At 63.2% G+C, this 23,283-nt stretch carries 26 protein-coding genes; 11 read left to right on the forward strand and 15 right to left on the reverse strand.

The window, feature by feature from the left end:
- Window positions 1-46: 46 nt before the first annotated feature.
- The gene (locus NKI18_RS09270; protein WP_352617723.1) at window positions 47-574 is read right to left on the reverse strand and encodes a metallophosphoesterase; all 528 of its coding nucleotides are present in this window, start codon (window positions 572-574) and stop codon (window positions 47-49) included.
- A 227-nt stretch (window positions 575-801) separates the two neighbouring features.
- On the opposite strand from NKI18_RS09270, the gene NKI18_RS09275 reads away from it, so the two are divergent.
- Together NKI18_RS09275 and NKI18_RS09280 are read left to right on the forward strand one after the other, a co-directional pair.
- Window positions 802-1,131 carry a hypothetical protein gene (locus NKI18_RS09275; RefSeq protein WP_352617725.1) on the forward strand — a complete coding sequence of 110 codons (330 nt, stop codon included), beginning with the start codon at window positions 802-804 and terminating at the stop codon, window positions 1,129-1,131.
- Between the two features lie 111 nt (window positions 1,132-1,242).
- Window positions 1,243-1,785 carry a DNA-3-methyladenine glycosylase gene (locus NKI18_RS09280; protein ID WP_352617945.1) on the forward strand — a complete coding sequence of 181 codons (543 nt, stop codon included), beginning with the start codon at window positions 1,243-1,245 and terminating at the stop codon, window positions 1,783-1,785.
- Between the two features lie 33 nt (window positions 1,786-1,818).
- Here the strand turns inward: NKI18_RS09280 and NKI18_RS09285 are convergent, their stop codons facing one another.
- The gene (locus NKI18_RS09285) at window positions 1,819-2,085 is read right to left on the reverse strand and encodes a DUF3606 domain-containing protein (RefSeq protein WP_352473022.1); all 267 of its coding nucleotides are present in this window, start codon (window positions 2,083-2,085) and stop codon (window positions 1,819-1,821) included.
- Between the two features lie 174 nt (window positions 2,086-2,259).
- Here NKI18_RS09285 and NKI18_RS09290 point away from each other — a divergent pair, with 174 nt between their 5' ends.
- Both NKI18_RS09290 and NKI18_RS09295 read left to right on the forward strand, forming a co-directional pair.
- Window positions 2,260-2,772 (forward strand): EF-hand domain-containing protein, encoded by a 513-nt coding sequence (locus NKI18_RS09290; RefSeq protein ID WP_352617727.1) that lies wholly within the window; start codon window positions 2,260-2,262, stop codon window positions 2,770-2,772.
- A gap of 170 nt (window positions 2,773-2,942) precedes the next feature.
- Window positions 2,943-3,284 carry an antibiotic biosynthesis monooxygenase family protein gene (locus NKI18_RS09295; RefSeq protein WP_352637339.1) on the forward strand — a complete coding sequence of 114 codons (342 nt, stop codon included), beginning with the start codon at window positions 2,943-2,945 and terminating at the stop codon, window positions 3,282-3,284.
- A 26-nt stretch (window positions 3,285-3,310) separates the two neighbouring features.
- On the opposite strand, the gene NKI18_RS09300 is transcribed toward NKI18_RS09295, so the two are convergent.
- From NKI18_RS09300 to NKI18_RS09350, 11 genes are all read right to left on the reverse strand, one after another.
- The gene (locus NKI18_RS09300) at window positions 3,311-4,144 is read right to left on the reverse strand and encodes an SMP-30/gluconolactonase/LRE family protein (RefSeq protein WP_353019464.1); all 834 of its coding nucleotides are present in this window, start codon (window positions 4,142-4,144) and stop codon (window positions 3,311-3,313) included.
- A gap of 11 nt (window positions 4,145-4,155) precedes the next feature.
- Window positions 4,156-5,931: a CoA-transferase gene (locus tag NKI18_RS09305; protein WP_352617731.1), complete on the reverse strand. Its 1,776-nt coding sequence runs from the start codon at window positions 5,929-5,931 to the stop codon at window positions 4,156-4,158.
- Complete coding sequence (locus NKI18_RS09310) at window positions 5,928-6,713, reverse strand: enoyl-CoA hydratase/isomerase family protein (RefSeq protein WP_352617734.1); 786 nt, start codon at window positions 6,711-6,713, stop codon at window positions 5,928-5,930. Before NKI18_RS09310 ends, NKI18_RS09305 begins: the two co-directional genes overlap by 4 nt.
- Before the next feature lie 2 nt (window positions 6,714-6,715).
- Complete coding sequence (locus tag NKI18_RS09315) at window positions 6,716-7,921, reverse strand: CaiB/BaiF CoA transferase family protein (RefSeq protein WP_352617736.1); 1,206 nt, start codon at window positions 7,919-7,921, stop codon at window positions 6,716-6,718.
- Window positions 7,922-7,938: 17 nt separating this feature from the next.
- Window positions 7,939-8,724: an SDR family NAD(P)-dependent oxidoreductase gene (locus NKI18_RS09320; RefSeq protein WP_352617738.1), complete on the reverse strand. Its 786-nt coding sequence runs from the start codon at window positions 8,722-8,724 to the stop codon at window positions 7,939-7,941.
- Window position 8,725: 1 nt separating this feature from the next.
- Window positions 8,726-9,721 (reverse strand): ABC transporter permease, encoded by a 996-nt coding sequence (locus NKI18_RS09325; RefSeq protein WP_352468257.1) that lies wholly within the window; start codon window positions 9,719-9,721, stop codon window positions 8,726-8,728.
- Between the two features lie 30 nt (window positions 9,722-9,751).
- Window positions 9,752-11,284 (reverse strand): sugar ABC transporter ATP-binding protein, encoded by a 1,533-nt coding sequence (locus NKI18_RS09330; RefSeq protein WP_353019468.1) that lies wholly within the window; start codon window positions 11,282-11,284, stop codon window positions 9,752-9,754.
- Complete coding sequence (locus tag NKI18_RS09335; protein ID WP_352588749.1) at window positions 11,274-12,257, reverse strand: ABC transporter permease; 984 nt, start codon at window positions 12,255-12,257, stop codon at window positions 11,274-11,276. Before NKI18_RS09335 ends, NKI18_RS09330 begins: the two co-directional genes overlap by 11 nt.
- 138 nt (window positions 12,258-12,395) lie before the next feature.
- Window positions 12,396-13,427: a sugar ABC transporter substrate-binding protein gene (locus NKI18_RS09340; RefSeq protein WP_352617742.1), complete on the reverse strand. Its 1,032-nt coding sequence runs from the start codon at window positions 13,425-13,427 to the stop codon at window positions 12,396-12,398.
- 23 nt (window positions 13,428-13,450) lie between these two features.
- On the reverse strand, window positions 13,451-14,302 hold the full coding sequence (locus NKI18_RS09345) for an IclR family transcriptional regulator (RefSeq protein WP_352449531.1): 852 nt from the start codon (window positions 14,300-14,302) through the stop codon (window positions 13,451-13,453).
- A complete protein-coding gene (locus tag NKI18_RS09350; protein WP_352617745.1) occupies window positions 14,302-15,444 on the reverse strand; it encodes an extracellular solute-binding protein in 1,143 nt (380 codons plus the stop codon). The genes NKI18_RS09345 and NKI18_RS09350 overlap by 1 nt, the downstream gene beginning before the upstream one ends.
- A gap of 623 nt (window positions 15,445-16,067) precedes the next feature.
- Between NKI18_RS09350 and cyoA the strand changes: the two genes are divergently transcribed.
- From cyoA to cyoD, 4 genes are read left to right on the forward strand one after another with little or no spacing between them, the layout of a single operon-like run.
- Window positions 16,068-16,991 carry a ubiquinol oxidase subunit II gene (gene cyoA, locus NKI18_RS09355; protein ID WP_353019472.1) on the forward strand — a complete coding sequence of 308 codons (924 nt, stop codon included), beginning with the start codon at window positions 16,068-16,070 and terminating at the stop codon, window positions 16,989-16,991.
- Between the two features lie 2 nt (window positions 16,992-16,993).
- Window positions 16,994-19,000, forward strand: a complete 2,007-nt coding sequence (locus NKI18_RS09360; protein WP_352617750.1) for a cbb3-type cytochrome c oxidase subunit I — start codon at window positions 16,994-16,996, stop codon at window positions 18,998-19,000.
- A complete protein-coding gene (cyoC, locus tag NKI18_RS09365) occupies window positions 18,997-19,647 on the forward strand; it encodes a cytochrome o ubiquinol oxidase subunit III (RefSeq protein WP_352449535.1) in 651 nt (216 codons plus the stop codon). Before NKI18_RS09360 ends, cyoC begins: the two co-directional genes overlap by 4 nt.
- On the forward strand, window positions 19,644-20,072 hold the full coding sequence (cyoD, locus tag NKI18_RS09370; RefSeq protein ID WP_352473039.1) for a cytochrome o ubiquinol oxidase subunit IV: 429 nt from the start codon (window positions 19,644-19,646) through the stop codon (window positions 20,070-20,072). The genes cyoC and cyoD overlap by 4 nt, the downstream gene beginning before the upstream one ends.
- Window positions 20,073-20,225: 153 nt before the next feature.
- Here cyoD and NKI18_RS09375 read toward each other — a convergent pair whose 3' ends face one another.
- Entirely contained in the window at window positions 20,226-20,660 is a 435-nt protein-coding gene (locus tag NKI18_RS09375) for a YbhB/YbcL family Raf kinase inhibitor-like protein (protein ID WP_352617756.1), read from the reverse strand.
- Between the two features lie 215 nt (window positions 20,661-20,875).
- Here NKI18_RS09375 and NKI18_RS09380 point away from each other — a divergent pair, with 215 nt between their 5' ends.
- The 3 genes from NKI18_RS09380 to NKI18_RS09390 all read left to right on the forward strand — a co-directional run bounded on the left by NKI18_RS09380 (window position 20,876) and on the right by NKI18_RS09390 (window position 22,751).
- Window positions 20,876-22,057: a DUF3182 family protein gene (locus NKI18_RS09380; protein ID WP_352617759.1), complete on the forward strand. Its 1,182-nt coding sequence runs from the start codon at window positions 20,876-20,878 to the stop codon at window positions 22,055-22,057.
- Window positions 22,058-22,146: 89 nt separating this feature from the next.
- A complete protein-coding gene (locus tag NKI18_RS09385) occupies window positions 22,147-22,518 on the forward strand; it encodes a SpoIIAA family protein (protein ID WP_352617761.1) in 372 nt (123 codons plus the stop codon).
- A gap of 17 nt (window positions 22,519-22,535) precedes the next feature.
- A complete protein-coding gene (locus tag NKI18_RS09390; RefSeq protein ID WP_352617763.1) occupies window positions 22,536-22,751 on the forward strand; it encodes a hypothetical protein in 216 nt (71 codons plus the stop codon).
- Window positions 22,752-22,790: 39 nt separating this feature from the next.
- Here the strand turns inward: NKI18_RS09390 and NKI18_RS09395 are convergent, their stop codons facing one another.
- Entirely contained in the window at window positions 22,791-23,114 is a 324-nt protein-coding gene (locus NKI18_RS09395; protein WP_352617766.1) for a hypothetical protein, read from the reverse strand.
- Between the last annotated feature and the right edge of the window lie 169 nt (window positions 23,115-23,283).

Raw genomic sequence — 23,283 nt, forward strand, 5'->3', positions numbered from 1 at the left:
TGCTCCCTGGCGTTGAAATTCCTCAACGCACGGCCGGCACTTTCGATCACTCGACTTTTTGACGGCTTTGCCGCGCCGCCCTTCGGCCGCGGCCGGCAAGGATGGTGGTCAGCGTGACCGGACGAAAATCCCAGCTGTCGACGCCGACGTCATACTGGCGCGTGACCGGGGTCAGCCTGCCGTGGGAATGGCCATGCAGGTCGATCGATTTCCTGCCGATCTGGTTCCAGGTGCGAAAAGGGTAGTGACAAAGGATCAGCAGACTGCCGTCGAGCGCCAGCTCCTTGTAGTGCTGGGTGCTCGCCCAACCTGTGGCCTCGATGGTGGCCGCAGCATCGTTGTTGCCGATGATCAAATGCTTGCTGCCATGAAGAGACGCCAGAAGCGACGACACGAACGCGGCCGATCCCCTGGCAAAATCGCCGAGATGCCAGACCTCGTCGTCCGGCCCGACAGTCTCGTTCCAGAACGCAATGAGCGACCGGTCATGTTCCGCCAGCGAGCCGAACGGGCGGCGGTCGATGCGCAAAATGCGCGGGTCGCTGAAATGCGTGTCGGCGGTGAAGTAGATCATGCGCTGGAGCCTGTTTCGAACTGCCGATCTGGGCGCGTGGCGCACCAAGTCCATGTTGCTCTCCCGATGCTTGCTCAACCCGCTCGATCGCCGGTTGTTCCTGGAAGCAGGCCTAGGCGGTTCCCGCTCGTCGGAACTTCAAAAAGGGGGAACTTTGAAACGGGGGAACTTTGAAATGAGACGCAGGTTAGAATGCTTGAGGCCGATGCTCTGAAAGGACCTCGACGATGACCGACGCAGAACCTCTTGGGCGAAGCCCGGCTCAAGCGCGGGGCGATATCGATGCCGGGCGCGAAGGGGACAAGACCCCGGGCATCGATCCGGCTGCGGCTCCCATGGAAACGGACGCGGAATCCGCCGGCAACGCTCCGCCGAAGAGCCCTGCCCCGCGCCATGAAACGCCGAAGTTTACCAACCAGGCGAGCTATGCCAATGCGATGCGCCCGCTGAAGGATGAGCCCGACGTCCAACCGAGCAGATATGGGCCAGTCATGGTGATTGCCGCCATCGTCGTGCTGGCCGCGGCGGTTTTCATCGGCGCAGCCATGCTGCACTGAATATCGCATCCAAGTTCAGCGGCGCGCAGAGGCTGGACATTTTGCTTCTGTTCCGGGACCTTTCTGACGCGCCAAGTTCAGGCGTGATCGAGTCTGCTGCACACATTGACCATCAACCATCAATTCTTTGCCCGTGCCGCCACCACCGTGGCGCGCGACATGATTGGCGCCATGCTGCTTGTGCACGGCGTTGGCGGCGTCATCGTCGAGACCGAGGCCTATCGCCCGGATGACCCGGCTTCGCATGCTTTCGGTGGCAGGACGGTGCGCAACGGCGCAATGTTCGGTGCCCCGGGCAGCGCGTATGTCTATCGCTCCTATGGCCTGCACTGGTGTCTCAATGCCGTCTGCCTGCCCGGCAGTGCCGTGCTTATCCGCGCAATCGAACCGCGATTAGGGCTGGAGGTGATGCGGGCCAATCGCGGCCTTGACGATCCCCGGCTGCTTTGCTCGGGACCGGGCCGCCTTTGCCAGGCGCTGGCTATCGACAAATCTTATGACGGGCTGCCCCTGGACCTGCCGCCATTCGAATTCAGGCAGCCGGGCGACGCCGGCGCCGTTCTAACAGGCCGCCGGATCGGCATTTCCAAGGCTGTCGATGCGGAGTGGCGGTTCGGCCTGCGCGGCTCGGACTATTTGAGCCGCAAGTTCTGACGCCCGCGGCAGCGGCAGAGCAGCTGCCTGGCATCACTCGTCGGGTTTGCCGAGATGCATGGGCGTTGCCTGCTGGCGGGCTTCCCTGGTCACCTCGTCGGCTCCGGCCGGTGAAATCCCTCGCAATGCCTTCGCAGCTACGGTCAGGCGCCCGCGATCATTGCCGAAGCTCTTGATCAGCTGGCGGACCTGGTCGGCGGTGATGCCGTTCTGTTGGGCAAAATACTCGACTTCACGGTCGTCTTCCGCAGCAACGCGGTCGCGCTCGCGGAAATCTCGCTTGCTCTTATCGTCGGCCATTTTTTCCTCCTGGTGGAGCTTTGCATCAATGGCAACGTGGGCAAGCCGCTTTTGTTGCCGCGATCGGGCGGACTTTTCCGCCGCCGTGCCGACTGCCCAGGAACCATGAGGCGAGCAGCCGGTTTGGCTGGATGCAGACATATTCGGCTACAATTCATACCGATGGAGAATACGATGACGCTCGCAAGCAAAACCACCGTGATTGCCGCGGCGCTGGCCATGTTGGCCGCGCCGGCATTCGGCCAGACGAGCCCACCTGCGCCCGCCGCGCCGGCACCGGATCGTGGCGCCGAACCGTCGCCCGGAATGAGCGGGCAGGATGCCATGCGCGAAATGATGCGCCAGATGATGACTGAGATGCTGGAGGAGAGAATGCAAGAAGATCGCGCGCCCCGGGCAGAACGGCGAGGTCCCGACCGCTGGCATCGCGGCTACAGGATGGGCCCGCCTGACCGAGGTTGGGAGATGGGAGGCCGCGGTGGCATTGCACGCGGGATGCATGGCGCGAGGATGCGCATGATGTTCGCCATAGTAGATGCGGACGGCGATGGCGCGGTTTCTCAAAGCGAAGTCCAGGATTTCGTCGGGCGAATATTCAACGCCGTCGATGAGAACGGTGACGGTAGCGTCGACATGCAGGAAATCCGATCCTTCTTCCATGGAGGCGGCGCCGAGGATCAGGAGTAAGTCTCCTGCCGGTCGGCAGGAGGCCTGTCTGGGGCAGCGCGAGCTCGTCGGCCGGGGAGGATAAAAAGTCGCCGGCAACTGGATACCAGGCTGCCAGCCGGGGAGATGCGTTCCTTGGCTGGCCTTGCCGAACGCCGCGGACCAATCAGACCAGCAGGAATTCATTGGCCATGACAGAGAAAGCTACAGAGAAACCCCCGACCATCGCTCGTATCTGGCGCGGCAGAACCGTGCCTGAAAAGGCGGATGCCTATGAGAGTTACAATTACGAGGCCGGCATCAAGCCGCTGATCGAGAAGGCGCTGGGCGTGCAGACTTTTCGCGAGGACACGCCGACCCATTCGGAGTTCGTGACGATTTCCTATTGGGAAAATGTCGAGGCGATGGCGGCCTTCACCGGCGGCGATCCGACGAAAATCCACCATCTCGAGCGGGACGAAGAGTTCCTGATCGAGCTGCCGTCGCGGGTGCAGGTGTTGCGCATCCGATCGAGTCACGGGCGGCTGGGATAGGGCAGCGCCGCCCGGTTCGGCCCGATCTAAGAAATCGCCTTCAAGTCGATTTCGGTGATGTGCCAGCGGCCGAGATTTGCGGTGTAGAGCTTGTCGTCCTTGAAGGCAATGTTGGTTGGGTGGGCGAGCGTCGTTGCCGCCGGATCCTCGATCAGCACCTCGAGCCCGCTATCCTTTCGCCAGCGATAGATGCGGCTCGGCTCGTAGCATGAGATGAACAGCGAACCGTCCGGCGCCAAGGCGACGCCATCGGGAACGTTGTTCACGCCCTCCACAACGAGCTGGCGAGACCCTGCCGTGCCGTCGGCAAGGATCGGCACATAGCTGAGGCAGGCCGCATGGCTTTCCACGACGTAAAGCCCATCGCCACCCGGCGCCATCGCCATGCCGTTGGCGAAGGCCATGGTCTCGCTGCACCACAGGCCGCCTTCGCCGGTCTTCAAATCGTAGCGAAAAATGCCGGAGCGGTTGTCTTCGCCTACGCTGTCCGACACGTAGAGCCAGCCGCGTGTCTCGTCGACGATCGGATAGTTCGGCACGCGGATGCCGGCCGAGGCGAAGCGCTGCATACCAGCCGTCGCGGCATCCCAGCGAAAGATCGCCGAATGTCTCAAATCGCATGCAAAACAGTTTCCCGCGCTATCGAAGGCGATGCCGAGCAGAAAGCCCTCCGTACCGCCCATGCGTTCGACCGAGCTGCCATCGGCGGCCAAGCGCAGCAGGTCGCCGGTTTCGGTGCCGCACCAGATCGAGCCGTCGCGATGGATGGCCACGCCTTCCGGATGGGCGACGCGCGGGCTGGTGAAGATGCCATCGAAGAAGACCCTCGCGGCCGACATTTCGAGCAACGGCTTTGCCATGCGCACCCCCTTCAATCCGGTGCAGTATGCGACCGCCGTGCGGCAATACAGCGCTCGACCATCCGCCGGTCGGCGGCGAGGATCTCGGCGATAAGCGCGCGGCGCTCCCTGGCGCTGACGAATTCGAGGCGGCGCAGACCGAGCGGGTCGATGCGGTTTCGCAGGATGTCGAGCGTCTCGTTCGAGGGTAGCGCAACTTCGCGGCAATCGGCATCGAATGTCAGGGCAAAGCCGGTGGCATCCTGGAGCTGCCGGCGGGTCACGCCCGGCATGGTCTCGATGACGGCCAATTGCCGGCTCTCCCCGTCGAGCCGAAACACGCAAAGGTCGGTGAACACCAATGCCGCGCCGGTCCGATAGCCCATCGGCTCGCGTTCGGCCTCAGTCAACAGGCCGCGCGCCGAGCTGGCAATCTCGACCGTCTCGACCAGCGACTGCACGGAATGGCGGGGGACGTAGAGCAGATAATCGCGATGCATGTTAGCGACGTCGGCCATGCCGCCTTGCCCGGGCAGCCGGATAAGGCTGCCGTCGCGCTTGCGCAGCGCAATGGTGTTGACGCGCCCACGGCGGTCGACCTGCGCGGCACCGACGATCTCATGCGTCACCGCGCCGGCCTGGTAGTAGGTCGAATAGGTGTCGTCGCCGCCGGCATGCGCCACCGCCGTCTCGCAATCGAGGCTTTCGATCAGCGACAGGATCATCGGGCTCGGTGCTATGTCGAGATGGCCGCAACTCATGGTGGCGATGATCATGTCCGGCGCGTGCGTCGCTTTGGCCAGCCGGTAGGCGACATTGGCGAGCGGCGACACCGCGCCGGCACTGGCAAAGCTCTCATTGTCGAGCTCAGCGGCGATGCGGGCGGCTATGATCTCGTCGATGGACGCCTCCTTGTTGCCGTGCACGAGCCTGGGCATTGCGAGGACTGTTTCAGCGCGGACTTTTGCAGCGTCTTGAACCCGCTCCGGCACGCCTTCCGAAGGCATGCTCAGGCTGTCCGACAAAGGTATTTCCTTGGCCGCGAACGCCCCCGCCAACGCTTGATAATCCGTCACATAGAATGGCAGGCAGGAAGCGGGATAGGCGCCGCCTGGTGCCAGCGCGATCGCCGACACCTGGTTGCGGGTCAAAATGCTCTGCCGACCATCATGCCGCAGCGCTCCGACCGGGACGATCTCCTCGACCGTCACCAGCACCTGGCGCGCCGCGCCGGCCATGGCGAAATCCAGCGCCCGTGGTCCGATGATCTGGACATTGCCGCTCTCGTCGGCACGCTGGGCATGGATGACGAACGTATCGAGCCGCAAGGCCGGGATGATCCCGGTCGTGATTCCCGCGATCGGATCGGGCGCGGCGATCGCACCCGGCACGCGCGCCAGCATGTCCGAACCCTCCGGAAGCTGAAACGGCATCGACGGCAGGTTCTGCTGCCCCGCCCGCAGCGCCTGGATCATGGCCAGCGCCGTCCAGTCGCGGACCGGCACGGCATTGGTCTCGGCAGCCGCGCGGAAGCGCGGCGGCAAGCCAAAAATATCGAGGCTGGAAAAGCAGATATCGACCTCCGCCACGGCATTCGCTTCGAGAAGCAGTTCGAGCGGCAGGCCGCCGGCCCAGCAGACATAGCGAAGATCCTTGACGCCCAAGCGGGCGATGGCGCGCAACAAGGCGATCGGCAGCCGGGCAAAATGATGGCCACCGACACCGAAGACGTCGCCGCCGCCGACCATCGCGGCCAGGCCCTCGACATCGGTGAAGCGCGGCCGGTTTTGCTTGACCAGGGACGTCATTTCGCAGCCTTCGGCCGCGTCGCGCTCTTTTCAGCAAATTCCTTGACGCGACGCTGGCCGGTCTCGCTGCGGTACAGGCCACCCAGTACGTCGCGCTCCATGGCAAGGCCTCCCGCCAAGTCGCCCGACACGGCGTGCGCCGTCAGCGCCTTCAATGCCTCGATCGCGGCAGCCGGTTCGGCGGCTATCATCTCGGCGAGTTCCAGCGCCCGCGGCATCAGCTTTTCGGCGTCGACGACCTCGTTGACCAGACCGGCGGCGACGAACTCGGAAGCCGGCACGATGGCGCCGGTCATCAGCAGAAAATTGGCGCGGTTGCGGCCGAGCTTCTGGACGCTGCGCTGGGTGCCGCCGCCGCCGGGGACCAGCCCGAGCTTGATCTCGGGCAGGCCGAGCTTCGCGAACTGGTTGGCGATGACGATGTCGCAGCACAGCACCAGCTCCATGCCGCCGCCGAGCGCAAAGCCGTTGACCGCGGCGATGACCGGCTTGCGGTTGTTCTCGACCGCCGCATACATGCGCGTGCCGGCGGCCTGGAAGGCGTCGAACTCGATAGCTGTCTGGGCGGCGTATTCCTTGATGTCGGCGCCGGCCATGAAGCCGCGCCCCTCGCCGGTCACCACGATCGCGCCGACGTCGTCATCCTGCGACAGCGCCTCGAAAACCTCGGTGATCTCGCTTTGCATCAGCCGGTTCATGGCGTTGAGCTGATCGGCGCGCCGGAAGGTGACGACTGCGACGCGCCCGGATATTTCCAAGGTGAGTGTCTGGTAAACGCTCATCGTCAGGCAGCATCCACGGTCATGTCGCCGGACGCCTCAAGCGCTGCAATCTCGTCGCTGGAGAGGCCGAACTCGGCCAGGATCTCGCGGCCATGCTGGCCGACCAGCGGCGCCGGCCGTTCTATGGTAGCCGGCGTCTCGCTCATCTTGACCGCCGGCGCGACCACCCTGACCTTGCCGCCGCGCGGATGATCGTAGCTGGTGATCATGCCCAGGTGCTTGACCTGTGGGTCCTCGGCTGCGCGCCTTATGTCCTTCACCTCGGCACACCAGATGTCGGCTGCCAGCAGCCGCGCCAGCAGGTCCTGCGTGGCAAACTTCCTGGTTTCGGCGTTGACCTTGTCGAACACCTCGTCGCGCCTGTCGAACAGCGTCTTCAGATCGTCGTAGACAGCAAGCTGCGGCGCCTCCAGCACTTCATACAGCGTCTTGAACGGGCTCATGGCGATCGACACATAGCCGCCGTCCTTCGCTTCATAGACACCGAACGGCGCCTGCATGCCGGGGTGGCCGATGCCGGAATTCGGGCGCACGAAATCCTCGCCGAGATTGAGCACGGCGACATATTCCTGATTGAGATGCGCCAGTATGCCGGCGAGCAGATTGACCTCGATCTTCTGGCCCTTGCCGGTCTTCTCGCGATAGTAGAGCGCCGACAAGATGCCGTAGACCATGTTCATGGCGCCGATCTGGTCGGCGAGGCCGGCGCCGGCCGGAACAGGCGCCTGGTCGCCGCGGCCGGTGTTGGAAATCAGCCCGGACAAACCCTGGATCAGCATGTCCTGGCCGGGACGCTCGACATAGGGGCCTTCCTCGCCATAGCCGGAGCCCGAGCAATAGATGATGGCGGGATTGACCGCCCTGAAATTCTCGTAGCCATAGCCGAGCCTGGCGAGCACGCCGGGGCGGAAATTCTGCACCACCACATCCGCCTTCTTGGCCATGTCCATGATGATGGCATGCACCTTGCGACTTTTCAGGTTGAGCGCGATGGAGCGCTTGTTGCGGTTCCAGGCGAGGAAATTCGGGCTTTCGGAGCCGCCGACCCATTTGGCGAAGAAGGTCATGCCGCGGAACATGTCGCCGGCGCCGGCACGCTCGATCTTGATGACGTCGGCGCCCATGTCGCCGAGCAGCTGCGTGGCGAACGGCCCTTGGAGCAGGTGGCTGAAATCGAGAATGCGGACGCCTTCGAGGGCTTTGTTCATTTTTGTCTCGTTTGTTGTCAAAGCAGGTCGGGTACGTAGCGCGGTGCTGCGGTCAGCCCGCCGTCGACGCGCAGGTCGGTACCGGTGGTGAAGCCGGCGGCGTCGGAGGCCAGATAGACGGCGGCTTCGGCCACCTCGGACGGTTTGCCGATGCGGCCGAGCGGATGCATCTTGACCCAGGCCTTGGCGAGATTGCCGCCGATCTCCTTGACCAATTTGTCGTTCATCGGCGTGTTGATGGTGCCGGGCGAGATCGAGTTGACGCGGATGTTGAGCGGGCCGAACTCGACCGCCATCTGGCGCGTCATCGCCATCACCGCACCCTTGGCGCCGGCATAGGCGGTCCAGCCGTCGAGCCCGATATGCCCTTGCGCCGAGGCCATGTTGATGATCGAGCCGGATTTCTGCGCGATCATGTGCGGCAGCGCATATTTGCAGCCGCGGAATACGCTGGTCAGGTTGACCGCGATCAGCCGGTGCCACTGCTCGTCGGTCATTTCATGGACCGGCATGCCGCCGATGGCGATGGCGGCATTGTTGACGAGAATGTCGAGATGGCCGGTCTTGCCGATAGCTGCGTCGATGAGGGCGGCGATATCGGCCTCCTCCGCCACGTCGCAATGGACGTAGTCGGCGCGGTGGCCGGCGACGCGCAGTTCCGCCGCGAAAGTTTCACCCTTCTCGTCGGCGATGTCGCCGAGGAAGACGTGCGCGCCTTCCCTTGCCATCGCCTCGCTGATCGCGTGGCCGATGCCGTCGGCGGCGCCGGTGACGATTGCGGTTTTCCCTTTGAGACGATCCATATCAGCCTCCAATGGCGCGCCGGCGCTTTGCTTCGTCGAAGGCGACGGCGGCAATGATGATCATGCCGGTGATGACCAGTTGCCACTCGGTCGGCAGGCCGAGACCGCGCAGCCCGTTGGACAGGAACTGCAGGATCAGCACGCCGAGCGCCATGCCGGTCAGGCTGCCTATGCCGCCGGCAAGGCTCACCCCGCCGAGCACGGTGGCGGCAACGACCTGGAACTCGAAATTCAGCCCGGCGGTATGCTGTGCCGAACCGACGCGGGCGGCCAGAATGATGCCGGCAACCGTTGCCAGCAGCGCGCTGATGATGAAACAGATGAACTTGACGCGGCGCACGTCGTAGCCTGCCAGCCGTGCCACTTCCGGATTGCCGCCGACGGCATAGATCTGCCGTCCGAACGGCCTGTGCTGCATCATGTAGGCGAACACGGCGAGCAGGACGATGGCGATGACCGCCGAATAGGGAATGACATTGAACAGGCGGCCGTCCGACAGCGCAATGAAGCTGTCGAGCGCGGCATCGTCGGGGATGGCACGCTGGCCGGTGTAGAGATAAACGCCACCGCGCATGATGAACATCGTGCCCAGGGTCACGATCAGCGAGTTGATGCCGGCGTAGGCCGTCAGATAGCCATTCACGACGCCGATGATCAGCCCGAACAGCAGCGCGCCACTGATGCCGAGCAGCAGAGAATTCGTGTCGTTCATGATGATGATCAGCGGCAGGGCGATGGTCGCCAGCAGCGAGCCGATCGAGATGTCGACCTCGCCTGATATGAAGACGATGGCGCAGCCGATGCCGGCTGTCAGCGCCAGCGAAGCCTGACCGAGCACATTGGTGATGTTGCGCACGGAGAAGAAATTCTCGGCGGTGAAGGAAAAGAACGCGATCACCAGGATGAGGCAGAGGAGCAATGCCAATTCCTGCCGCGCGACGAGCCGCGCCAGCATGGACGGCCCAGCTTTCATGGTGTCGGTGCTTGCCAGGCTCATCGCTTGGTCCCTTTGCGAAGCGTCATCGTCTTAGCCGATTGCCGCATTGAGGATGTTCTCCTGCGTGGCCTCGTCGCGAGGCATGATCGCGGTGAGGTGGCCTTCGCACATCACCGCGATGCGGTCGGCAAGCCCCAGCAGCTCGGGCATTTCGGACGTCATCATGACGACCGCCAGGCCCTCGCCGGCGAGCCGGTCGATGAGCGCAAAAATCTCCGACTTGGCGCCGACGTCGATGCCGCGGGTCGGCTCGTCGACGACGATCACCTTGAGACCGCGCATCAGCCAGCGCGAGATCAGCACTTTCTGCTGATTGCCGCCGGAGAGATTCTTGACCTGCTTGAACAGGCTGGGCGTCCGGATGCGGAAACGGTCGACATAGTCCTGCACCGCCTTGCGTTCGCTGACCTTGTCGAGGAAGCCCATTCTGGCGAAGGCGCCGAGTGAGGCGAGGCTGGCATTCTGGTAGACCGGCAACTCGCCCATCAGCCCCTCGCTCTTGCGGTCCTCGGTGAGCAGGCCGATGCCGAGCCGGACGCCGGTGTGCGTTTCGTGCGGCAGCAGCCGGCTGCCATCGACCGAAATGGCGCCGGAAGTGATCGGGTCGTAGCCGACGATGGCCTTGGCGAGCTCGGTCCGGCCGGCCCCCATCAGGCCGAAGAAGCCGAGGACCTCGCCGGCATGCGCGTCGAACGACACATCCTTCAGCTTCTTGGCGGTGCTGAGCCCTTCAACGGAAAGCGCGACCTTGCTGCCCGGCGCGCCGCGCTTGCGAGGGAACAGGTTTTCGATGCGCCGGCCGATCATGTCCTGGATCAGCGTGTCGTTGGTGTGCTCGCCGATCGGCCTGGTCGAGACGTGGCGGCCATCGCGCAGGACGGTCACGGTGTCGGCGATCTCGAAGACCTCGTCGAGTTTGTGGCTGACATAGAGCACCGCGATGCCGAGCGCGGCCAGCCGGCGGATGACGGTGAACAGCAGCGAGACCTCGTTCGGCGTCAGCGAGGAGGTCGGCTCGTCCATCACCACGACGCGGGCCTCATGGGCGAGTGCGCGGGCGATCTCGACCATCTGCTGCTGGCTGACCGGCAGCGATCCCGTGCGCGCCGCCGGGTCGACATTGAAGCCGATACGCTTGAACAGAGCGGCCGCATCGGCACGGATCTTCTTCCAGTCGATCGAGCCGCCTTTGCCGGTCGGATAGCCTTCGAGGAAGATGTTTTCTGCGACGCTGAATTCGGCGATCAGCGCGATCTCCTGGAACACCACCTTGATGCCCTCTTTCAGGCTATCGCGCGGCGACTTGATGTCGGCCTCGCGGCCGCGCAGGCGGATGGTGCCGGCATCCTTGCCGTAGACCCCGGCCATGATCTTGATCAGCGTCGACTTGCCGGCGCCGTTCTCGCCCATCAGGGCATGGATTTTGCCGGGTTCCAAGGTCAGATCGACATTGTCCAGCGCCACCACGCCGGGAAAACGCTTGCCGATACCGCGCATCTCCAGCGCCGGCACGCTTTTGTCGACAGCCACGGTTTCGCCGGGGTGAAGGAAATCAACCGACATTGGCTCTGTTCCGGACGATGTCGAGATAGGTCGCCAGGATGATGACGATTCCAGGCACCACCATCTGCAGATCCTGGTTCCAGCCGAGGATGATGATGCCGTTGTCGATGACCTTCAGCACCAGCACGCCCAGCAACGTGCCGAGCAGCGAACCGCGGCCGCCAAGCAGGCTGGTGCCGCCGAGGATGACGGCGGCAATCACCGTCAGCTCGAAGCCGCGGCCGGCGGTCGGCTGGCCGGCATTCATCAGCGACGACAGGATCATGCCGGCAATGCCGACGCACAGGCCGGTGACGACGAAGGCGAACAGTTTCAGCCGTTGCGAGCGCACGCCGGAGAGACGAACCGCGCGCTCGTTGGCGCCGACAGCGTAGAGATAACGGCCGAGCGTGGTGAAGCGCAGCGTTGCCGCGGCCAGCGCGAAAATCAGCGCGGCAATGACTACGGGCAGCGGGATCGCGCCGAGATAGCCGGCGCCGAGATCGGTGAAGCCGGCAAGCCGGTGGTGGTTCTGCACCGCCTCGCGGGTGAACAGATAAACGCCGCCCTGCAGCATCATCATGGTGCCGATGGTGGCGATCAGCGAGTTCACTTTGAGCCTGGTGACGACCAGCCCGTTGAACAGGCCGACGGCACCGGCAAAGGCGAGCGCCGCCAGCAGCCCGAGCGTCAGGCTGTGCGTCGAATTGAGCACGGCCATGCCGATGCAGCCGACAAAAGCCAGCGATGCACCGACCGACAGGTCGACTTCCGCGGTGATGATCAGCATCGTCATGCCGGAGGCGACGATCAGCACCAGCGCGCATTGGCGCAGGATGGCGATGATGTTGGCCTCGGAATAGAATTGCGGCGCGGCAATCGAGATGGCCATGCAGAGCACGGCCAGGATCACGCCGAGCACCAGCTGGCTGCTGCCCAGCAGCTGGCCGCCAATGAAACGCCTTGGCGCGGAGGATTGCGTAAGCTCGCTCATGTCCATTTCATTTCCGGGCCGCATCGGGTGCCGTCGCCGTCTGGAAACTGCCGGCCAAAACAGGGCGGTTGACCTGTTTTGCCGTCGGCATCCGATCCGATGCCCTTCCCGCCGCGCGGGAAGGGCTAGCCGGAATCCTTACTTCTTCAGATCGGCGGAAGTTTTCATGCATTTTTCCGGTGGCTGAAGCGCATTGACGGCATCCCATTTGATTTTGCGTGTGGTGCCATCGTAGTCGTAGAACTTCTTCCAGTCGTCGCCGTTCATCGGCGCGGTCGGGCTGACGATGTGTTCCGGCACCTCTTCGCCGTTGAAGAGCTTAACCGCTGCATCGATGGCGGTGTAGCCTTCCTTTTCAGGGAACATCGCGGCTTCGATGCGATAGGACGGCTCGTTCTGCATTGCATTCATGAAGGCGAGGCCTTCGCCGCCGGTGCCGACCGTCAACAGGCCGTCCTGCGACTTGCCGGCCGCTTTCCAGGCCTGAAGGCCGCCGAGCGAGGAGGAATCGTTGATGCCGTAGATGATGTTGATGTCGGCGTTCTTGGCAAGTGCCGCCGAAGAGACCTCGAGCGCGCGATCGGGATTGCCGCCACCGTCGAGGTCGTGGACCATGACCGCGTCGGGGATGATGGTCTTGAGGCCATCCATGAAACCCTGCGACCGCAGCACCGTGGCGGACAGCAGCGGCAGGCCGACATTCATCACCTTGGCTTTGCCTTCGAGCTTTTCCTTGGCGTATTTGCCGGCTTCGACGCCGGCGGTGTAGCCGGTGTCGTAGTCGCAGATCGCGACCATTGTGGTCATGCCCTTGACCGGATTGCCTTCGAGCACGACTGGAACGTTGTTGGATTTCGCCTGGCGCAGCAGCGGCACGACGCCTTCCTCGTTGACGGGCGTGATGATCAGGACGTCGACGCCCTTGGCCATGAAATCTTCGGCGGCGGAGACCTCCTTGGCAACGTCCAGATTGGCGTCCTGCACCTCGAGCTCGATACCGAGTTCTTTGGCGCGGGACTGCATGCCCTTGATGACGTTCTGATACCACTCATGCGTGGCGTAGTTGGTGACGTAGCCGATGCGCTTCGGCATGTTTTCGGCGTGTGCCGCGGCGGCGCTCAGAGCCAGCACCGCCGCCGAGGCAAACAGCATCGATTTGGACCAGTTCATGTTTCTTCTCCCTGTATTTCTTGTCAGTTGCTGAACGGATAGTCCCGCCGTTCCGGGTCGGCACGTGAAGAGGCGGCAGCTTCGCCCGCGCCCAGCGCCGCCGATATCGTCTCGGCCGCTGCCTTCGTCCGCTCGAATACGGTGCTGCGATCGAAGCGGGCGGCCTTTTGCGGCAGGAAGGGGACGGTGAGCGCGGCAATGACCGCGCCGGTATGGTCGCGCACCGGCATCGAGATGTTGGTGCAGCCCTCGACAGCCAGCGAGGCGCGCATTTCATAGCCGAGCCTTGCGACCTCGTTCAGCCGCGCTTCGATTTCCGCCCGGCTGCCTTGGCCTTCGCCTGCGGCGACGATCCGTTCGACGATGCGGTCGCGCTCGGCGCGGCTCGAATGCGCCAGCAGCACCGCGCCGGAGCTCGTTTCGAGGATCGGGAAATGCGAGCCAAGGGCAACCGAATAACGCATCGGCAAAGGCGAATCGATCTGCAGCACGACCAGTGCGCTCTCGCCTTCGCGCACGACCAGATGGCAGCTCTGGTCGGCATTGGCGGCGAGGCCGCGCATCACCGGCAGCGCACATTCGACCAGGCGGTTTACCGGCGGATGCATATGCGCCAGCTCGAACAGCTTCAGCGACAGGCGGAAGCGGTCCGATTGCGTCCGGAAAATGTAGCCGCGCTTCTCCAGCAGCAGCAGGATGCGGTAGATCTCGTGAATGGAGCGCCCCATTCCGGTGGCGATCTCGGTCTGGGTCAGCGGCTCGCCGCTGGCAGCCATGAATTCCAGTATGTCGAGCGCCTTCTCCACCGCCGGCACCCGATAGCCGTTGCGGCCGCTTTCGCCTTCGTCGACGATCTGGGCAATATCGGCGGCCATTACGCGACGCTCCGTTGCGGCTGGCCATGCCTGGTCTCGCGATAGAGCCGGTTCAGCCGGTCTGCGAGCTCGGCCGCCTGCAATTCGCCGGCGATCGCCGCCGCGGCATGAGGGGCGCATTGGCGGAAGAAGCTGATGAAGCCCGGATGGGTCGGGCGCAGATAGGAGGCTTCGATCGTCGCCAGCGTCGAGGCGAAGAAGCCGCCCGAGAGAGCGTTGACCTCGGTATCCTGCCACGCCGCCAGCGATCCCGGCTGTCCGCCGGATTTCACATAGTCGCCGCGCTGATAGCCGGGCGAGCACAGAAACAGCGCGTAGTCGATGGCGGCTTGCTTGTGTTGCGATTGGGCGCTGACGCCGATGCCGGCGCCGCCGAGCAAGGCGCCGGCGGATCGCGGCGTCGGCACGTCGGCGAAGCGCAGATGCGGCCTGTCTGCCTTAGAGGCGTAGTTCACATAGCCGAAGGCGAACGGCACGTAGACCACGTCGTCATGCGCGATCATGTGATCGTAGCAACGGATCGGGTTCCATTTCGGCGAGTTCGGATGCGACAGCGCCGCAAGCTGGCGCAATTGCCCGACGGCCCGCTCGATTTTTTCCCCGGCGATGAACTCGTCGCCGTCTTCCCGGGGCTCACCCAGCGTCAAAAGCAGACACATGGCGTCAGTCGGCACCAACGGCAGCCCAAGCCATTTGCCGTCCTTCAAGGCGCGCCGGCCGAGCTCCAGCACCTCGTCATGGCTGCGCGGCAGCGGTCCGTAGCGCTCCAGCAGATCGGGGCGATACGAGGCAACCTGACAGGCAGCATCGATCGGCAACGCCCATTGAAGCCCGTCCCTTGCGTAGGATTGCCAGGATGCGCCGACCGAATCCCGTTCGAAGCCGTGGCGCTGCTCGGCCGACAAATCGAACGGCACCATCAGCCCGCCTTCGGCAATATCGCCGATGAACGGATGGTCGAACACGACAAGGTCATAGGCGCCGAGCACCGGACCAAGCGCGCCCTCGCCGAACTCGTAGAGGCTGCGGCGGTCCCATTCGATCTCAAGACCGGGATTGGCGGCACAATACGGCCCGATGCTGGCGTCGAGCGGACCCCAGCAGCGTCGGTGATCCCACGCGAGACCGCGCAGCCTTGTCATGCCGAAATTCCTCCCAGAGGCGGCCATGCGCCGGCCCAGCCGATTAGTAGCAACTATTTTCACCTAGACAAGTAGTTTTTACATACGCAAGCCAGTCCTCGCTTCCGTTTGGCGAGAAAGCCGCCCAACCATCCTTGGTGCGCATCGCCTAGCCGCCGGCCTGCAACCAAAAGCTGCGATGGATCTGGCTTTTTGGAACTTTCGCGACGAACATTCGTTCGGTTGGCGCAACCATCTTGAGCAGCATCATTGGGCAGCATCACTGGAATCAGCAGCCACGTCGCAGGGAGCGGACTAAATGGACCAACCGTGGGCGCGGCCATGAACCGGTTTACCGCCTTGGCATTCGCCACGTTTCTGGCGATAACTTCGATCTGGGTCCTGTTCCTGGTTTCTTAAGATTTGGCTCTGGTTTTTCAAGATTTGGCTCTGGTTTGTTAGGATTTGGAGGGGTTCTCGACAGGTCGACCGCTTAACGACAACATCCACGGCATGCGGTTCTGCCAGCCGGAGCCGCGTGCGTGAAGAAACTGTCGCCAGGAGCACACCGGCACGCACATTCGGGGTTGGCAGCCACGCTGCCTGCAACGTTCCAATCAGTTTTCAGGAAACGGCGAGATCTCATGCTGCTGAGGGTGATCGTTCGAAACTGTGCCGCCATCCGTCTTGGCTGCCTCGGCGCGACGATCTTGCTGGTCGGGCTGCTTGCCGGCTGCCAGGGCGGCGTGCTCGATCCGCAAGGGCCGGTGGGGGCGGCGCAGCGGACGATCCTGCTCAATTCGGTTGCTATCATGCTGGCCATCGTCATCCCGACGATCGTGGCGACGCTCGGCTTTGCCTGGTGGTTCCGGGAAACCAACACAAGAGCGTGGTACCTGCCGGAATGGGCCTATTCCGGACGCATCGAACTGGTGGTCTGGTCGATCCCCATCCTCGTCATCCTGTTTCTGAGCGGCATCATCTGGATCGGGTCGCATGACCTCGATCCAATGAAGCCGCTGGATTCGCAGCAAAAGCCGCTTGAGGTGCAGGTCGTCTCGCTCGACTGGAAATGGCTGTTCATCTACCCCGAGCAGAATGTCGCGAGCATCAACCAGCTCGTGGTGCCGGCGGGCAGGCCGGTGCATTTCTCGCTTACCTCGGCAAGCGTCATGAACGCGTTCTTCGTGCCTCAGCTTGGCGGCATGATCTATACGATGAATGGCATGACGACGCAGCTTCACCTGCAGGCGGATCAGCCGGGCGAATTTTATGGGCGGTCGGCCCATTTCAGCGGTGACGGTTTTCCAGGCATGCAATTCGTGCTGGATGCAGTCGCAGCGGATGCCTTCGACGCGTTCGTCAATTCGGCGCGAAGCCAGGGACAGGCACTCGACAAGGCCAGCTACCAGGAACTGGCCAGACAGAGCCTGGACGTGCCGGCTTCGACCTATCGCTCGGTCGAGCCGGACCTTTTTCATGAAATCGCGACGCAGGGCGTTCCGCCCGCGCCCGGCCCCCAGGCCGGTCGCCCCGGGCCGAGCGTATCGCCCAAGGCAGGAGGCTGACAATGCTCGGAAAATTGAGCTGGGACGTCATTCCGTTCGATCAGCCTCTGCCGATGATCGCCTCGGCGGTCGTCGCCCTGGCAATCCTCGGCGTGCTGGCCTGGGTCTTTCTGGCCGGCCATTTCCCCTATCTGTGGCGCGAATGGATCACCAGCGTCGATCACAAGCGGATCGGCGTGATGTACACGCTGCTGGCGCTGCTGATGCTGCTGCGCGGCTTCAGCGACGCCGTCATGATGCGATCCCAGCAAGCCCTCGCCTTCCAGGCCCCCGGCTATCTGCCGCCCGATCACTTCAACCAGGTCTTTTCCGCCCACGGCACCATCATGATCTTTTTCGGGGCGATGCCGTTCGTCATCGGATTGATGAACCTGGTCGTGCCGCTGCAGCTCGGCGTCCGAGACGTTGCCTTTCCGACGCTCAACTCGGTGAGTTTCTGGCTCACCGCCACCGGTGCGCTGCTGGTCAACATCTCGCTGGTGATCGGCGAATTCGCGCGTACCGGATGGCTGCCCTATCCGCCGCTCAGCGAGACCGCCTATTCGCCGGGCGTCGGCGTCGACTATTATCTGTGGGCGGTGCAGATAGCGGGCGTCGGAACGCTGCTCACCGGGATCAATTTCGTCACCACGATCCTGAAGATGCGGTCGCCCGGCATGAGTTACCTCAGGATGTCGATGTTCTGCTGGACCTCACTTGCCGCCAGCCTGCTCATCGTCGTCGCCTTCCCGATCCTCACCGCCACGCTCGCGATGCTGACGCTCGACCGCTATTTCGGCTTTCATTTCTTCACCAATGAAGCCGGCGGCAACATGCTGATGTTCGTGAACCTGATCTGGGCCTGGGGCCATCCCGAGGTCTACATCCTCGTCCTGCCGGCGTTCGGCATCTTCTCGGAGGTCATCTCCACCTTCTCCAGCAAGCCGCTGTTCGGCTACCGGTCGATGGTGGCCGCGACGCTCTTCATCTGCATCGTCTCCTTCATGGTGTGGCTGCACCACTTCTTCACCATGGGCGCCGGGGCCGACGTCAACGCCGCGTTCGGCATCGCCACCAGCATCATTGCTGTCGGTACCGGCGTGAAGATCTACAACTGGATGTTCACCATGTATGGCGGCCGCATCCGCTTCGCGACGCCAATGCTGTGGTCGCTGGGCTTTATGGTTACGTTCGTCATCGGCGGTATGACGGGCGTGTTGCTGGCCGTGCCGCCGGCCGATTTCCTGCTCCACAACAGCCTGTTCCTGGTGGCGCATTTCCACAACGTCATCATCGGCGGTGTGCTGTTCGGTGCCTTTGCGGGATATACCTACTGGTTTCCAAAGGCATTCGGTTTCCGGCTGCACGAGGGCTGGGGCAAGCTGGCCTTCTGGCTGACTCTGATCGGCTTCTACGTCACTTTCGTGCCGCTCTACGCTGTTGGCCTGCTCGGCATGACCCGCCGAATGCAGCATTTCGACGTGTCGGCATGGTATCCCTGGGTGCTGGCTGCCGGCGTCGGCATGTTAATCACTACGGCCGGCGTGGTCGCGCAGATCGTACAGCTCGCCGTCAGCATCCGGCAGCGCGCGGCGCTTCGCGACGCCACCGGAGATCCCTGGGACGGCCGCTCGCTGGAATGGGCCACGCCCTCGCCGCCGCCGGTCTTCAACTTCGCCGCGCTTCCGCATGTCGAGGGCGAAGAGCCCTACTGGAGCATCAAGCAGCGGGCACGCGAGCAAAACCGGCTGCGCGACGAGCCTGACTACGAGCCGATCGAGATGCCGCGCAACAGTCCCACCGGGTTCATCTGCGCCTTCTTTGCGACCGTGATGGGTTTTGCCCTCATCTGGCACATCTGGTGGATGGTGGCGCTCGGCGCGCTCGGTGCTTTGGCCACCTTCGTCGTATTCGCGTGGCGCGACATCCCCGAATACGTCATTCCCGCCGCCGAAGTCGCCCGGATCGACCGCGCCAACCGAAGTGCCCGCCGCGAGGCGCTGGTCACTTACACGGGACCAAGGCCATGACCGCGATCGACGTCAGAGAGCGTGACCCTTACCGCCTCCATGGCGGGCACGGCCATGCACCCGGCCACGGCGACGGCGGCCCGGCACCGATCCGGATCGTCGTCGGCTACGGCTTCTGGATCTTCCTTCTGAGCGACATCGTGATGTTCTCGGCCTTCTTTGCGGCTTACGCCGTGCTGGCGGGCAAGACGGCGGGCGGGCCGAGCGGAGCCGAGCTGTTCGACCTGCGCAACGTCGCGATCGAGACGGCCGCTTTGCTGTTGTCGAGCTTCACCTGCGGTCTCGCCAGCCTCGCCGTGACAGCGCGGCGAAGCTCCTGGTTCTATGTCGCGATGGCTGTCACCTTCGTGCTCGGCGCCAGCTTCATCCTGCTCGAGTTGCGCGAGTTCGCGCATATGGTTGCCAGCGGTGCCGGACCGACGCGCAGCGCTTTCCTGTCGGCGTTCTTCACGCTGGTTGGATGCCATGGCCTTCACGTCACGGCGGGGCTGCTGTGGCTGCTCACGATGATGGCGCAGATCTTCGCCAAGGGATTCCGCGACGATATTCTTCGGCGTTTCATGTGCTTCAGCCTGTTCTGGCACGCCCTCGACATCATCTGGGTCGCCCTGTTCACGGTGGTCTATCTCTTGGGAGCAAGTCGATGAGCAATGCGGACGATCGCCACGCGCAACGGCGCGACACCGATGGCCTGGAGCGCTACGACATCGATACGGCGCCGGGTGACGAATACCTCGGCGACACCGAGGTCGGATCCGGGCTACGCGGCTATGTGATCGGCCTCGGGCTGGCAACGCTGCTGACCATCGCCTCGTTCTGGTTGCCCGGAACCAACCTGATATGGGCACCCGGCATTCCGGTGGCGCTGGTCGTGCTGGCGATCGCCCAGATGGGCGTGCATCTCGTCTTCTTCCTGCACATCACGACGGGACCGGACAACACCAACAACGCCCTAGCGCTTGCCTTCGGCGTGCTGATCGTAGTTCTGGTGATCGGCGGCTCGATCTGGATCATGGCCAATCTCGACCACAATTTGATGCCGATGAACGCGATCATGAACATGAACCGCTGATGCATGTCGCGCAAAAGTGTGCAGCGGTTTTGTGATAACGACATGCGTAAAAACAAGAATCTAAAGCGCGTCGCATGAGGCCGATCGAACGCGACGCGCTTTAGCGATTATTCCGGCCGTTCGCCGCAGTTCATGCGACAGCGAGCTCCGGTCTCAAGCCCGTTCGAATGTGCCGACGAGCTCGGCCTCTTCCAGGACGTGCGGCGCGGCCTCCTTCAGCACGTCGTCCACGGCAGCCTTCTCGCCGAGACCCAGCGTCTCGACGTCGAGCGCAAGAAGCCGAAAATGGTAATGGTGGAGCCCATGCCCAGGCGGCGGCTGGGGCCCGTCATAATGAGGATTGCCGAAATCATTGACGCCGTGTCCGAGGCTCTCGGTCTTGGCGCCGGCGGTCGTGCCTTCGGGAAGAAAGTTGCGCTGTGCGTCGATGCCGTAGACCGCCCAATGACGGAACATGCCTGAAGGGGCGTCGGGGTCCTCGACGGCCAGGACGAAGCTTTTGGTTCCTTGCGGCGCGTCCGTCCACTCCGATTGGCGGCGAGACGTTGCCGCCGTCGCGGGAATAGCGCGGCGGTATTTTTTCGCCATCGGCAAAGGCAGAGCTTTTGAGAGTGAAAGCCATGGTCTCCATCTCCCCTGTCCGAGATTCCCTCATAAACAGCTACGAGCCGCCGATGTTCCGGTCGCCGCCCCGGTCAAACCCGGTCAAACCGGATTGCCGGCCGTTGGCCGGAACATTCGCCGAGGAAGCGGGTTTTTTGGTTCGGACGCATCGCCGCGGAATGGCGGCAAGAGGCTCGGCAATGGACGAAGGGCGCGACATGACCGGGCTAACCGGTATGCAATCAAGCGGGGCAAAAGGTGTTGTGATCGCGTTCTCCGTGCCGGGCGGCGAGACAATCTATACCCACGAGCGGGAAACCGTCGCTGCCGTTGCGCGCACGATTGCGGCGTTGAAGGGCTTTGCCTTCCGCGAGGGCCTGAGTGACGGCGGCGGTGACATTGGCCGACTGTATTTCGTGCCGGACGACAGCCTGCTTGCCGTCGATGCGCTCCAACTGGGCATAAACGGGCCGGACGACCTCTTCGGCGGTGTGGTGCCCTGGCGCCTCGCAACCACCAAGGCCATAACCCACGAGCTGGTGGACGGGTCGGCGGCACGGCCAAAAGAATGGCCAGCCGGCTTCGGCAGAGCCGTCGGCGCGGCCGTACTGCCCGGCTATACCGCATTTTCACGCGATGACGCACTGCGCGCAGCGGAACGTCTGCTGCAGCTCGGGCTGGTCCGGTTCAAGCCACCGCGCGCTTCGCGGGGCCGCGACCAGCACACCGCCGCGACCGTCGCCGATATCGAAAGGCTGCTGGATCGATATCCATCCTCCGACCTGAGGGAATACGGCCTTGTTCTCGAAACGGAGCTTCGCGACATCGTCACGCTGAGCATTGGCAGAACGGCGATCGACGGAACATCGGTCGCCTATTACGGCGTGCAGCGGATGACGGCCGACAATGCCGGACAGCCCGTTTACGGCGGATCCGATCTGGTCGTCGTGCGCGGCGGATGGGAGGCGCTCGACAGGCTGCAGCTTTCTCCGGCGCTAAGTTTGGCTGTGGCGCAGGCGAGGACCTACGACGCGGCGATGGATGGCTATCCCGGATTTTTTGCCTCACGGCGCAACTACGACATCGGCCAAGGTGTCGATTCCTCGGGCATCTGGCGATCGGGAGTGCTGGAAGCCAGTTGGCGGATCGGCGGCAGCAGCACGGCCGAGCTTGCGGCAATGGAGGCCATGACGCGTGACCCCGACGTGCAGATTGTGCATGTCTCCGCGGTCAAGCAGTTCGGCAACACCGCGCAGCTGCCGCTGAATGCAGAAATCCACTTCGACGGAGAGGACCCCGAGGAGGGCCAAATCACGCGTTACACCGTCGTCACCCAGGCGATCCGAGGGCCGGTCGGGGAAGCCGGCCGATCGTCATTTTAGCTCGAAGTGAAACACGCCTTGGCAGGGAACATCCGCGAATGGCCCGAGTTTGTTTCAGGCAGCCAGCCAGTCAGAAACCGGAGGAAAAAATGATCGAGATGATTTCGGCTCCCCAGAACGTCGCCGCCTTTCGTGTCACCGGCACTGTGACGGCGGACGACTACGACAGAGTCATCCCGGCAATCGAAGCGAAACTGAGCGACCATAAGGACATCGGCGTCCTGACCGATCTTACTGATTTCGAAGACATGACGGCTGGCGCCTTGCGGCGCGACCTGCAGTATGGGCTGAGCAAACTTGGCGAGCTCCACCGCTTCAAACGTGCCGCCGTGATTTCCGACAAGCAATGGATCAAGGCAGCTACGGAAATGACGGACGCGCTGTTTCCGCAAATCGAGGCGCGGGTGTTCCCGGAGGACGAAAAAGCCCAGGCCCTGAAATGGGTGGCAGACGTACAATAGCGGTGTTGGGGAGTGCCATGCCGTTCGACAAACGACAGGATTCAGACGGCCTCTGGGAGGTCTATGACAGCGAGAGCGACGAAGTCGTCGTGGTCGGCGGGTTGCCGCTTTCCGGTCTCGACGAAAGCGAAGCCGATGAAGCGATCGAAAAGCTCAATCGGGGCGATCTGACGTCGGACAACATCCCCGAAACGGTTCGGTCAGGGTGGCCTCCGACCAAGGACGGTTTGTGATGACGGCCTGACGGACGTCACCGAGGACCGGTCGCGGATCTACGACGAGGCCTTGACCCCGAGCTTGCGGGCTTTGTCCTCAAATTCGTCGCGAATATCCTCGATCGTCGGCAGATGCAGGCGCCGCAGCTGGGAGTGCAACTTTTTGGCGGCATCTGAGCTCAGGTCGCGCTTGAAATTGGTCGCGACCTCCTCGGCCGAGCCGTAATGGCGATAGCGCTCGATCTCGGTCTTCGTGGCTTGCTGGACGTGCTCGAGCATCTTGCGTTCGGCATCGGATTTTCCGTCTGGTTTGGCCCGCATGACCGGATTGAAGGCTTTGCTGATAACGAATTCGACCAGTTCCTGCTGGGCGTGAGCCATGATTGTTCTCCCTCGAAGAAGGGCTGTCCGAGCCTAGAACGGTTCATTGGGGGAAACGCTGAACCGATCTCTCTTGTTTTGACGCAATTCCGAACGGAAAACCGTTCCACACTTTTCCTGGAATTGCTCTAACCGCGGCGGCAATTGAAGGTTCCGTGGCTTCGGATTT

Origin of the sequence: Mesorhizobium sp. M0800 (assembly GCF_040320095.1) — a bacterium.
GTDB lineage: Bacteria > Pseudomonadota > Alphaproteobacteria > Rhizobiales > Rhizobiaceae > Mesorhizobium.